Annotated in this window: 12 protein-coding genes; 7 read left to right on the top strand and 5 right to left on the bottom strand. The window is 35.1% G+C overall.

The window, feature by feature from the left end:
- The 6 genes from CSB87_RS20125 to CSB87_RS19035 all read left to right on the top strand — a co-directional run bounded on the left by CSB87_RS20125 (position 1) and on the right by CSB87_RS19035 (position 5774).
- Positions 1-390: a hypothetical protein gene (locus CSB87_RS20125; RefSeq protein WP_004887292.1), complete on the top strand. Its 390-nt coding sequence runs from the start codon at positions 1-3 to the stop codon at positions 388-390.
- Between the two features lie 147 nt (positions 391-537).
- Positions 538-1419 carry a LysR family transcriptional regulator gene (locus CSB87_RS19055; protein ID WP_004887293.1) on the top strand — a complete coding sequence of 294 codons (882 nt, stop codon included), beginning with the start codon at positions 538-540 and terminating at the stop codon, positions 1417-1419.
- A 244-nt stretch (positions 1420-1663) separates the two neighbouring features.
- Positions 1664-2368: a CoA transferase subunit A gene (locus CSB87_RS19050; RefSeq protein ID WP_004887294.1), complete on the top strand. Its 705-nt coding sequence runs from the start codon at positions 1664-1666 to the stop codon at positions 2366-2368.
- A 1-nt stretch (position 2369) separates the two neighbouring features.
- Entirely contained in the window at positions 2370-3011 is a 642-nt protein-coding gene (locus CSB87_RS19045; RefSeq protein WP_004887295.1) for a 3-oxoacid CoA-transferase subunit B, read from the top strand.
- 115 nt (positions 3012-3126) lie between these two features.
- Complete coding sequence (locus CSB87_RS19040; RefSeq protein WP_006580924.1) at positions 3127-4536, top strand: short-chain fatty acid transporter; 1410 nt, start codon at positions 3127-3129, stop codon at positions 4534-4536.
- Positions 4537-4601: 65 nt separating this feature from the next.
- Positions 4602-5774: a thiolase family protein gene (locus CSB87_RS19035; protein WP_004887297.1), complete on the top strand. Its 1173-nt coding sequence runs from the start codon at positions 4602-4604 to the stop codon at positions 5772-5774.
- Between the two features lie 60 nt (positions 5775-5834).
- Here CSB87_RS19035 and CSB87_RS19030 read toward each other — a convergent pair whose 3' ends face one another.
- From CSB87_RS19030 to CSB87_RS19015, 4 genes are all read right to left on the bottom strand, one after another.
- Positions 5835-6731, bottom strand: a complete 897-nt coding sequence (locus CSB87_RS19030; protein ID WP_004887299.1) for a LysR family transcriptional regulator — start codon at positions 6729-6731, stop codon at positions 5835-5837.
- 237 nt (positions 6732-6968) lie between these two features.
- On the bottom strand, positions 6969-7865 hold the full coding sequence (locus tag CSB87_RS19025; protein ID WP_002050172.1) for a LysR substrate-binding domain-containing protein: 897 nt from the start codon (positions 7863-7865) through the stop codon (positions 6969-6971).
- Positions 7866-8638: 773 nt separating this feature from the next.
- Entirely contained in the window at positions 8639-8860 is a 222-nt protein-coding gene (locus CSB87_RS19020) for a hypothetical protein (RefSeq protein WP_000668585.1), read from the bottom strand.
- Between the two features lie 90 nt (positions 8861-8950).
- A complete protein-coding gene (locus CSB87_RS19015; protein WP_004708863.1) occupies positions 8951-9136 on the bottom strand; it encodes a hypothetical protein in 186 nt (61 codons plus the stop codon).
- Between the two features lie 413 nt (positions 9137-9549).
- Between CSB87_RS19015 and CSB87_RS19010 the strand changes: the two genes are divergently transcribed.
- Positions 9550-10968: an aspartate ammonia-lyase gene (locus tag CSB87_RS19010; RefSeq protein ID WP_004887303.1), complete on the top strand. Its 1419-nt coding sequence runs from the start codon at positions 9550-9552 to the stop codon at positions 10966-10968.
- Positions 10969-11023: 55 nt separating this feature from the next.
- Here CSB87_RS19010 and CSB87_RS19005 read toward each other — a convergent pair whose 3' ends face one another.
- The gene (locus CSB87_RS19005; RefSeq protein WP_023188353.1) at positions 11024-13228 is read right to left on the bottom strand and encodes a TonB-dependent siderophore receptor; all 2205 of its coding nucleotides are present in this window, start codon (positions 13226-13228) and stop codon (positions 11024-11026) included.
- Positions 13229-13304: the final 76 nt, after the last annotated feature.

The following is a 13304-nucleotide window of genomic DNA, read 5'->3' as shown; positions in this document are numbered from 1 at the left end:
ATGATGTGGATTAAATTTATATTGTATCCTTTGGGGATGTTTGTACTGTGGCAAACTATTTTCCTAATTGAACAAGTTTCCTTAGAAAGCTTAAATGCACCAAAATTACTTATGACTATAATTACACTTATTATAAATTGGGGAATGCAAATTTTGATTGGATATAAAATTGCTCAATTAGCACCAAAACATAAATTGATAGTAAGTACGACCTATATTATCTTTTTTACGTTTATGATCACTATCTATTCTATAACTATATTATTAGAGGGTTTGAAAGTTGCCCCTCAAAAAATTTGGATGTGTTATTTATTTTTTCATCTAATTGGCATGTTCATATATTTTGCAAATAATAAGGATGAATTTTGCTGGAACGACTTACTAAAGTAGCTAGTATTTTTAATAGTTATTGCTTATTCCATATTAAGTAAGAATTTGATCATTCTTTTTCATAATTTTTTGTCAAAAAACATCATTTTAGGCAAATTTTCGTATAAATTACTCTTCTAGGTAAGTTGAGTAATTTAAAGGAAAGAAATGACGCTTAAACAACTAAAAGCTTTTTTAGCCCTTGCACGTACACTCAACTATGCCAATGCTTCTTTAGAGTTACATTTAAGCCAATCAGCTTTAAGTCTCACCATCAAAAGTTTAGAAGAAGAGTTAGGCGGTAAACTGTTTAACCGTAATACACGCCGTGTTGAGCTTACCCAAGAAGGCAAATCCCTCATTCCGTATGCAAAAAAATTACTCGCCAATTGGGATGAAATGGAAAATGATGTCAAACAACGCTTTAAGCTTAATCGGGGAACTTTAAGTATTGCATCTATGCCTTTTGTGACTCACGCAATTTTGCCTGAAGTAATTCACCAGTTTTTAGCACTTCACCCCAATCTTAATTTTTCAATTCACGATATTCCAAATGAGACCATTATAGAAAAAGTTCAGGATGGTATTTTTGAGCTTGGTATTTGTTTTGAACCAGATCTCACCGAAGGTTTAGAGTTTAAACCCCTATTTGAAGAAGATTTCTTGGCTCTATTGCCAAAGACTCATCCACTTGCTCAATCATCTTCTATTACATGGCATGAGCTTTGTTCAAACCCATTTGTGACCTTACAGAAACCTTCAATTGTTCGATATTTAGTGGAGCAAAATTGTTTGCGAAATAATATAACGCTCGATTTAAAAGTGGAATGTCATCAAATTTCATCACTCTCAAGTTTTGTGGCTTACGGTATTGGAGTAAGTGCAATTCCAAGACATTTTGCCAAACACGTTGATAAGGAACATAACGTACTGATTGATTTAAAAGATGAAGCCATTCATAAAACAGTAGGAATTGTTTATAAAAAGAACTTTGAAATTTCAAATATTTCTGCTCAATTTATTGAAGCACTGGTTCAATATAAATTTTAAAAAATTAAAGACTGTCTTTTAAGATGAATTAAGCACACGTTTAAAATAAATTTATTAATTATTATATTTTTCAGTATATTGCAATCAGTTTTTAACATTTTTTGCTCAGTGTAAAACTTTTTTTTTGTTGAGAGTTTGATACCATTCATTGATTATACTTATTAATCCTTTAAAAAAATTAACTTCTATAACGCAAAATGTGATGCTAAAACTAAATTACTAAGGGATATAGGAAAACAACAGAATGAATAAAGTTTATGCCAATGCAGAGGCAGCACTGAAAGATGTTATTGCAGATAATCAAACACTTGCTGTAGGCGGTTTTGGTTTATGCGGAATTCCTGAAAAACTGATTATTGCAGTTAAGCAAAGTGGCGTGACTGGTCTCACATGTATTTCTAATAATGCAGGTGTAGATGATTTTGGTTTAGGTATTTTGCTTCAAACCAAACAGATCAAAAAAATGATCTCTTCTTATGTTGGTGAAAATAAAGAATTTGAGCGCCAGTATTTAAATGGTGAACTAGAAGTTGAACTAACTCCACAAGGTACCTTAGCTGAAAAGTTACGTGCAGGAGGCGCTGGAATTCCTGCATTTTACACACAAACTGGCGTAGGTACACTCATTGCCGAAGGTAAAGAAGAACGTACTTTTCATGGCAAGAACTACATTCTAGAAGAGTCGTTAACAGCAGATGTGGCTCTTGTTAAAGCATATAAGGCAGACAAGGCAGGTAATTTAGTTTTTCGTAAAACTGCTCAAAATTTTAACCCTGAATGTGCAATGGCTGGAAAAATTACAATTGCGGAAGTTGAACAGGTGGTTGAAATTGGTGAATTGGATCCAGATGAAATCCACTTGCCAGGTATCTATGTAAACCGCATCGTATTAAATGCATCACCTGAAAAACGTATTGAGCATAAAACTTTAAGCACGGAGGCAGTATAAAATGGCTTGGTCACGTAATGAAATGGCACAACGTGCTGCAAAAGAACTTGAAGATGGTTTTTATGTCAATTTAGGTATTGGCTTACCTACTCTTGTTGCCAATTATATTCCTGAAAATATTAATGTTTGGCTTCAATCTGAAAATGGCTTATTAGGTATTGGTGAGTTTCCAACCGAAGAAACTGTTGATGCAGATTTAATTAATGCCGGGAAACAGACGGTTACTGCTCGTCCTGGTGCAGCCTTTTTCTCAAGCTCAGAATCTTTTGCCATGATTCGTGGTGGCCATGTCAACATTGCAATTTTAGGTGCGATGGAAGTTTCTGAAAAAGGTGACTTAGCGAACTGGATGATTCCGGGTAAGAAAGTCAAAGGTATGGGCGGTGCAATGGACTTGGTTGTTGGTGTCCAAAAAGTTGTGGTTCTAATGGAACACTGTGCAAAAGACGGTACACCAAAAATCGTGAAAAGCTGTAGTTTGCCTTTAACAGGTAAAGGTGTTGTTCATCGCGTGATTACAGACTTAGGTGTAATGGATATTACGCCACAAGGTGTAGAGCTCATTGAACTAGCTAAAGATGTTACGCTCGAACAAATTCAAGCTGCTACAGGTGTTGAGTTTTATAAAACCTTAGTTGCGTAAATTCTAAGATTTAGTTAGCTGTACAAGACTCAAGTTAGTAAGTGAGCTTGGGTCTTAACCCTTTTAAGCACCGGATGTGCTGTTTATAAATAAGAACGAGAAGGATTTTTCAGTTATGGAAAAACAGCAAGGAATTTTTGAAAGATTTGCACTTCGGATTAGTGAATGGTCTGAAAAATGGTTTCCTGATTCATATATTTTTGCTCTGCTTGGCGTCATTATTGTCTCTGTCGCTGCTTTAGCTATTGGCGCCCCAATCCACGATGTGGCCACTTCATTTGGTAATGGCTTCTGGAGTCTTATTCCCTTTACCCTGCAAATGACGATGCTCATTATTGTAGGTTATGTCGTTTCTGTATCTAAGCCCGTAAAATTCCTGATCCAAAAAATGGCACGTATTCCAAATTCTGGTCGTGGTGCTATTGTTTTAGTAGCAACTGTAAGCTTATTAATTTCTCTGGTGAATTGGGCTGTTAGTACAATTCTTACTGCACTTTTAGTAATTGCATTAGCAAAACGTAAAGAGCTGAATATGGATTATCGTGCTGCTGCGGCAGCCGCAATCATTGGTATGGGAGCAACTTGGGCGCTTGGAATTAGTTCATCAGCAGCACAGCTTCAAGCCAATAAAACCAGTTTACCTGAGTCAATTTATAACCTGACTGGTGTTATTCCATTTACCGAAACTATTTTCCTTTGGCAATCAATTGCTATGACCATTATTTTGGTGATTGTTTCAATTGCAATTGCTTACTGGTCAGCTCCAAAAGGTAATAATGTTAAAACAATTGATAGTTTTGATGTGCAGTTTGAAGAAGACAAACCACATGAGGAAAAATCGACACGCCCAGGCGACTGGTTAGAAAACTCACCTATTTTAACGATTATTGTGGTGGCTTTAGGCTTAATCTGGATGTTTTTTGAATTTTCAAAAAGTAATCCAATTATTGCGATTTCAAGCTTAAATACATACAACTTTGTGTTTTTAATGCTTGGTTTAGCTTTACATGGCACACCACGAAACTTCTTAAATGCTGTCGCAAAAGCAGTTCCAGCCGTATCAGGAATTTTAATTCAGTTTCCACTTTACGGAAGTATTGCATTTATTATGACCCAAGCTTTAAATAGCCAAGACTTATCGCTGTCACATTATATTGCCGAGTTTTTCGTTTCAATCGCATCAAAAGAAACCTTTGCGATTGTAATGGGAGTTTACTCTGCGGTACTTGGATTCTTTGTACCGTCAGGTGGTGGAAAATGGATTATTGAAGCCCCATATGTTATGCAAGCAGCAAATGATTTAAAGGTTCATTTGGGCTGGTCTGTACAAATTTATAATGCAGCCGAAGCTTTACCAAACTTAATCAATCCATTTTTTATGCTTCCAATGTTAGGCATTTTAAAACTAAAAGCAAAAGATGTGATTGGTTTTACAGTGACTCAGCTCGTTGTGCATTTTCCTTTAGTTTTATTCTTGCTGTGGTTCTTTGGTAGAACGCTCAGCTATACCCCTCCAACTTTTTAATTTAGTGGCGCCTTTAGTTTAGGCTAAAGGCAAATTTAGCAAATAAACCAATAAGAGATATTAAGATGAGTTCAATTGTTATAGTTTCAGGTAGCCGTACTGCAATGGGTGGTTTTCAGGGTAGTTTATCTTCTCTAACTGCTCCAGAACTTGGCGCTGCTGTCATCCGTGAATCGATCCAACGTGCAGGTGTTAAACCTGAACAAGTAGATGAAGTGATTTTCGGTTGCGTACTTAGTGCTGGTATTGGTCAAGGTCCTGCTCGTCAAGCCATGCGTAAAGCTGGTGTGCCTGATCATGTCGGAGCTGTGACCATTAATAAACTTTGCGGCTCTGCAATGAAAGCGGTGTTAATGGCATCAGATACCTTAAAAGCAGGCAGTGCCAATATTATTGTGGCTGGCGGCATGGAATCTATGACAAATGCACCTTATATTTTGCCTAAAGCTCGCGGTGGTTATCGTATGGGACACGGTGAAATTAAGGACCATATGTTTTTAGATGGCCTTGAAGATGCAGAAACAGGTCGTTTAATGGGTTCTTTTGCGCAAGACATGGCAAACACCAAAGGCTTTACCCGTGAGCAAATGGATGACTTTGCAATTTCTTCACTTAAAAAAGCGCAAACTGCGATTACGGAAGGTTATTTCAAAGAAGAGATTGTTCCTGTTGAAGTAAAAACCCGCAAAGGTGTTGAAGTTGTTGATCAAGATGAGCAACCATTAAAAGCAAATCTTGAGAAAATTCCAACTTTACGCCCTGCTTTTAGCAAGGACGGTACAATTACAGCCGCTAACTCAAGCTCGATTTCTGATGGTGCTGCTGCATTAGTACTAACCACTGAAGAATATGCTCAAAGCCATGGGTTAAATACCTTAGCAAAAATTGTGGCAACTTCGACGCACTCTCAGCATCCAAGCGAATTCACAATTGCTCCAATTAGTGCAATTCAGAAAGTACTTGAGCGTGCTGGTTGGTCTGTTGATGAAGTAGATGCTTGGGAAATTAATGAAGCTTTTGCAATGGTGGCAATGGCACCAATTCATGAACTAGGTATTGATGAAGCTAAAGTGAACATCCATGGTGGTGCATGTGCATTAGGCCATCCAATTGGCGCTACGGGTTCAAGAATTATCCTTTCTCTTATTTATGCACTAAAACGCTTAGGTAAAAAGAAAGGCGTTGCGGCTCTATGTATTGGTGGTGGTGAAGCAACGGCCGTTGCGATTGAAATTTAATTCAAAATTATAAGAAGGTGTAAGGATTTTCTTACATCTTCTTTTTTATAAGTAAAATTCCTAAGCTGTTTTAAATAGCTCATAACAAGTTTGACGGAACCATTTATGGCTACTCTTATGGTGACAAGACATATGCCAATGTTGCTTAACGTCATAAGTTGGAAAATCAAGCGGTGCAGGTAAAATTTGTAAGTTCTCTCTAACCAATAAAACTTGGCTTAAATAATATGGAACAGTGGCAATCGCATCTGTTTCCTGAACGACTAGACCTACACCTAAGTAACTTGGTAAACGAATTAAAATATTTCGATCCAACCCTTTATTTTGTAGTTCATTTTTAATGTGATAATGCCCGATACCTGCATCAATATCGATATGATATTCGCGCATATAATCTTCTAAAGTAAAATTATTTGGATCTAAACGCGGATGGCTTTTTGAGCTAATCACAACATAGTGTTGACGAAAAAACTTCTGCTGATAAAAACCTTCTTCTAATTGTGGTAAGAAACCTATCGCCAAATCAATTTCACCATTTGCCATTTGATAGCTGGTTTCTGGCGTAATAGGTCTAATATTTAAACGGATGAGAGGTGCTTTTTCTTTTAAATAGTTGGTTAACTGAGGCAGTAAAACCAAATGTGACACATCAGTCATTGCAATCGTAAACAGCTGGTCTGATGTCAATGGATCAAAGTTCACATTAAAGTTATTAATACTTTCAACTTTATCAATAACTTCACTAATCAGAGGAAAAATCTGCTTTGCCAGTTCGGTCGGAATCATTTCATTGCCGACTCGAATAAACAAAGGATCATTAAAATGTTGACGAATTTTGTTTAGACCGTTACTTACACTCGGCTGTGTTAGACCAATAGCATCTGCAGCCATTGAAACACTTTTGAACCGATAAATATGATAAAAAATATTTAATAATCTACTGTCTAGATCAAACAAAATTGTCTCCGCTTGGACTTAATAATCCATTGAAATAAGTTCAAAAGCAGTTATAAATGATAGAAAAATTCTTCTACCCTACTTTTGACTTATTGAATTTTACTCTAAATTAGCAAAGAATTCAGACGAGGGGCAATGCTTTATCATGCCTTTCATCATAAAGACCCAAGCATAATCTACTTATTTGCTTAATTTATATATAAATATCGTGTACTTCACCCTTTGAATGAGTATGCGTTATAGTTCTTGCTGGGCTTTAAAACCATTCCATATTTGTTGTACCGATTTATTATCACTCAAATTATTTTTGAAAATATAAATATCTTGAGCAAGGCAATATTCTTGCTGATCTAAAATAACCAATTTCCCAGCTGCAAGGTCTTCTTCAACATTAATTTTCGGAATCCAAGCAACCCCTAGACCTTGTAAAACCAGCTCTTTTAAATTGGTGGCATTATCAGTTTCATATAACGTTTTATATACGAGCTTACCTTCAATAAGTTGGTCCACTAATTTTCTTAAGTATGCGTGTTTACTATACGCTAGTAGAGCAAAGTTACTTTGTATTGTATGTTTTGGGCTATGGTCGGGTTCAGTTGCAGAAACCGGTACAATGACCGTTTCAGCAATTTTAATACCACTTAAAATATCATCTCCAACTTTTCTAATATTGCTTTTATCTGCATAGCAAATCATGAAATCACAGGCGCCTTCTTTTAACAAAGATAGGCCTTCTCCACTATTCGTTGCGACAATTTCAATTTTTAAATCACGAATAAGAGTAGGAAATTTCTTTAAAAATGTTGTTAAAAAACCTGAAGCTAATGAGTGAACCACACAGAAACGAATGGTAGATTCAGTCTCATTCTTAATATTTTTAATAAGTTTTGCGGTCTCCTCTACCTGTTTTTCAATATTCTTAGACATCACTAATAAAATTCGGCCAATATCTGTAAATTCGATGTTGTTTTTGTTGTTCCTAATAATGACTTCAGCACCAATCATTTCTTCAATTTGTTGAATTCTTCGAGTAAATGCAGACTGGCTAATAAATCTTTTCTCGGCTGCTTTCGAAATCGAACGTTCACGTTCTAATGTGAGGAGATCCTCTACCCAACGGACTTCTAAATTCATCTTATCTATTCCCTTTTAGATTTGTAATTTTATTAATTGATATTTTTGGGAAGAAGCATAAATAAATTTAGGGATGAGAAAGAATGATAAAACATAGGGAGTACCTGCAAAAATGCGAGAAGTGAAAGGACAAAGCCAATCTATAAAATTAAGTATTTAATAATTTTGACATAGAAAAGAAGATAAGAAAATAATAGGTTTTGTTTTCACAAGACAAGAGATGAACATAAGTACAGTTCAGCTAAAAAAATTATTTAAATCAATTGATAAAAACCCATCATAAAATTAAATAAGTGATCTTAACAAGATAACTTTTAGAAATAAGCACGAAATTCTATTCGTACATTTTAATGATAAAAAAAGTCCGCACCTTGGGGAAGAATGCGGACTGTAAACTGTTTCAATAACCAATCTCTAAGTTATTGATTGAATTTTAAGAATCTTAAATTAATACACTATTCCACTATAAAAAGTATCTAAAAATCTAGTTTTAGACTCTTTCTCACTTCATCTAATCATCAAAAAAGAGAATTATTATTTACTCTTACTATAATTTGGTAAGGTAATAATTGATAAGTAAATGATTACCTTACCTCATTTCAGGATTTAAGCAGTATTAATAATTAATTGTATTTCATACAATATTTAAGGTAAGTATAAATTAATAAGATAATCCCGACTATTATACTAAAGTATCTATAGACTGACAGGGAGTGCATTAATTCATCAGTAAGAGCGATAATTCATCCACATAATGATCTATAGAAAATGAACTAATATTCACCAATTAAGTAGTATAACTTTCTTGAAATTTCAACCATCATGTTTGAGGTATATTGGCTGATTTCAAATATCTGTTTTTTCTGTGGGTTAAATACCATATTGTCTTTTTCATCACTAAAAAAAACATAAGTTGTGTATTTATCCATGTGATGAATATGCTCTTTCAAGCTTAGTTTTTCACCAGAGTTAGGGTCATATGCAATAAACTTCATTCTCATGCATTTGTCTCTTTACAGCGCTGACATCTTAATAAAATTTCAGTCAAAAGATTATTTAATAGACAATAATCTTCATTACCTCAATTACTTATACGATGCAGTAGGGATATTTTGTTTTGCTTTTTGAATAGATAACTCAGCATTCTTAATCGATTGCTCAGCTTCTTTAAGCATGTGTGAACTTTTGGTTTCAGTTTTTTCTTCATTTCCTATAAGGAGATAGCAAGTAAAACTTCCCAATATTAGTAAGGCACCAATTACTTTTAACATAAACTTAATAAATCAAAATTTTCTGTATTATAAGTATTTTTATGTGAAATGCATCACAATTTTATTAAAATTTATTAAACAAAACTCATTATTTCTTTATATAAATTAATTTTCACATGAAAATTCAAATAATTTAATAACGTTCCTGAATAAAAAACATTATTTAGTTCGCTTCAAATTTTTTAATTTACTTAATTCTTGTTGAGCAACTCACTCTAAAGAAATTATACAAGCAATTGAATATATTAAATTTTGTAAGATATATAGCTTCCAAGGCTCATCAACTATTCAATATTCATTTTATCGTAATTCAGTTTTTGATATGCAAAAAATGCATAATTACTTTAATAAATGCATTAGAAGTGAAGCATTTCGAATTCTAAGATGAATCATCTTTAATGAATCGAAGTTTAATGATGAACGCAGATATTACTACCCGTATTGAGAAGGATCTTATTGGTCATAGAGAAATCAACAATGATCATTATTACGGAGTTCAAACATTACGTGCTTTAGAAAATTTCAACTTAACAAATAGCAAAGTTGGAAATTTCCCTAACTTAATTAAAGCATTAGCTATGGTTAAACTTGCCTGTGCTGAAGCAAACTATAATCTTAAAAACTTAGATCAAACTAAATTTGAAGCGATCGAATATAGCTGTAATCAGCTTATTCGTGGAAACTTCCATGACCAGTTCCCAATCGACATGATGCAAGGCGGTGCTGGTACTTCAACCAATATGAATGCAAATGAAGTATTGGCAAACGTTGCTTTAGAATATATGGGACATTCTAAAGGTCAATATCAGTACTTACATCCAAATAACGACATTAACATGTCACAGTCAACAAATGACGTATACCCTACTGCAATCCGTTTAGGTTTGTTACTTAGCCTAGATGAGTTAAATCTTCCATTTAACAATTTGATTCTTAGCTTCCTAAATAAGTCTCAAGAGTTTGCACACATTTTAAAAATGGGACGTACTCAGTTACAAGATGCCGTGCCTATGACATTAGGTCAAGAGTTTGGTGCTTTTGCGGTAACTCTACAAAAAGACCTTGAGCAAATTAATACGCTTATTCCAAATGTTTTAGCTTATATGAACCTTGGCGGTACAGCGATTGGTACAGGAATTACCACTGAATATAGTTACCGTGAACTCGCGATTCAAGCACTTGGAAAAATTTCTGGTAAGAAAATTAAGTCAGCTCCAGATCTAATCGAAGCAACTTCAGACATGGGTGACTTTGTTCTTTTATCTGGTTTATTAAAACGTACTGCAACTAAACTTTCAAAAATTGCCAATGACTTGCGTTTACTTTCAAGTGGTCCACGCACCGGCATTAATGAAATTAACTTAGAAGCACGTCAACCGGGTAGCTCGATTATGCCGGGTAAAGTAAACCCAGTTATTCCAGAAGCAATGAACCTTACTTGCTTCCAGATTATTGCAAATGATTTGGCTGTAACTTTAGCTGCTGAAGCTGGTCAATTACAGTTAAATGCAATGGAACCACTTATTGCATTCAAACTATTTGAATCGATGGACTTACTTGGTAAAGCAATGGCAATGTTCCAAAGTAAATGTATTGATACGATTACGGCCAACCCTGAGCACTGTAAAGCTTTAGTTGAAAACTCAATTGGTATTGTGACTGCACTTAACCCATACCTAGGTTATGAAACTACAACTCGTATTGCTAAAACAGCAAATGAAACTGGGCAAAGTGTATTGGCTCTAGTTCAGAATGAAGGTTTATTATCAGCACAAGTGCTTGATGATATCTTGTCGATTAATAATATGGTTAAACCAAAAATGTCGGCTTAATTCTTAAAATAAAAAAGGAGCTTTTAAAGCTCCTTTTTTATTTGTCCTGTAACTTTTAAAAGCTAAAAGTTGTAGAAAATTGAGCTGTGCGAGGATTACCTAAGAACAGATAGTCATCCCCCATAAATGCCCCTACATCACGCCAATATTTCTTGTTAAATAAGTTATCAATATTGAATCTAAAAGTTGTGTCATGCCCAGCAAAATTTGTTTTATAGGCAGCACCAATATTAAAGACACTATATCCGCCTACTTTTGCAGTTCCCTCTTTGTTTGCATATTTACTGCTACTATATTGCATACCACTGAGTAATCTTAATCCTTCAACTGACGGTACTTTATAAGATAACTGTGCAGTTGCGCGTACCTTTGGTACATTTTGAGTTTGATGACCTTTGTAGCTGTCAGTATCAATATCAACAAGACGAGATTTGGTAAAGGTAATGCCAGAGCTTACATCAAGTGTATCGGTTAAGGCGCCTGTTAAACCTAACTCAATACCTTGATTGTGTTGTTCGCCTTGCTCAACAAAATCAAAAGTTCCATCTACATTCACTTGGCTATATTGATTGTCTTGTTTTAAATCAAAAATAGCTGCTGTTAATAAGAAGTTGCGTATTTGTTGCTTAACACCAAATTCATATTGTTCAGAATTTTTCGGTGATAGAACTTCTAGAGCATTATTAGCAAACCAAGGAGCTTCGCCACCATCTGATAAACCTTTAGCATATGAAGCATAAAGATTAGTCGTAGCAGTTGGACTATACATGAGTGCTAATTGTGGCAAAAACTTATTTAAATAGGTATCTCGGCTTTGCTGCCCATCTGAATTATAAGCTTGCTCATCAAGGTGAATAAGTTTTCCACCAAGTAGGGTTGACCATTGATCATTAAATTGAACTCGGTCAGAGATTGTAAATGCAGTTTGATCACTCTCTAGAGCTTTGTAACGATCGCCTGGACTTTCCAATGAAGGATTGTAGTCGACCGTATCTTCATAAATATTGCCTGTTCCTACTGCTACATTCAGTGGTGTATGGTGTTTTAAGGTTTTATATGTACGTTGTAATTCGAAAGCGATTTGATGCTGAATATTGCCAGTATTGAATTGGCCATTTAACCCAGCAGCAAATTGATTAGTTATACGTGTGTCATCTGGGCTGCGGAAGTCATAAATATCATAATTTCCGTGTTTATCAAAAGTATTGCCCAAGCCCGTAACTTCACAAATGCTGCTATAACAGCCCCATGGGAAAGCACTATTGTCATCAATCACAACACGGCTTTGTGATGCACTTAAGCTACCATTCCATTGATCGTTAAATGCATATTGATATTTCAAGCTCGCATTTACACTATTATTTACAACAGGTTTACTCCAAGACTGATAACCCAATAAACGGTCTTGATCTACATTTGTTGGTACTTCTTGCCCATCAAGCAGTTGATAGCCGGGTACAGAACGTTGACTTTGATGCTGGGCTTCAATGTCAAACAGTAGTTTAGAACGATCATTAATTTTCCAGTCTAAAGCTACTGAACCAAACTCACGCTTACCATTTGCATGATCAACATTTGGATGAATACTTTCATGTGCTAGATTGATTCGATAACCGAAATTATCATTAATAAAGCCGCCGACATCCGTTGCCAGTGTATAGCCGCCTTCTGAATTTGCATCGACCGTAATATTTTTAACATCGGCAGGTCTTTTGGTTACATAGTTAACAACACCACCTGGCGTCGACATACCACTTTGAATTGCAGAAATGCCTTTTAAGATTTCAACTTGTTCTTTATTTTCTAAAGCTACATTTTGCTCGCCACGTATGGTATGGCCATTAATGAGATAACTTGAACCTAAATCGAGTGCAAAACCCCGTGCTACAAAGTTTGGATAGTAGCCAATAGCAGCGTAGCCATCGCCTAAGGATGAATCATTTTTAATAACATCGGTGAGTGTTTTTGCGTGTTGATCTGCTATGCGTTCAGATGTAATGGTAGTAATAGATGCAGGAACTTTTTTTACTTCACCAGTTTGAAAGCAAGATAAATTAACTTTTCTAGACGTATATAGTGCATCAATATTTTGTGTAGCGTTCACAGTAATGGTTGGAAGCTGCGAAACCTCCACTTCATTTGCATAAACGACAGATGTTATGAGTGCAATAGATGAAGCTAATGCTGTTTTAGAGCATGTTATGAAGTGAAGATTTAACGAACGTCTTTCCATTGAATAGTTACCTGCTATTGCGAGCATAATTTATAAGGCTAAAAATGGTTATCTCCCTATTTTCAGCCACGCAAGAATACAGGCACACATATTGAGAAACAAC

It is taken from the genome of Acinetobacter sp. AR_0276, assembly GCF_003000705.1.
GTDB lineage: Bacteria > Pseudomonadota > Gammaproteobacteria > Pseudomonadales > Moraxellaceae > Acinetobacter > Acinetobacter nosocomialis.
The sequence above is the reverse complement of the archived record's forward strand: the minus strand, read 5'-3'. Positions and strand labels throughout refer to the sequence as shown.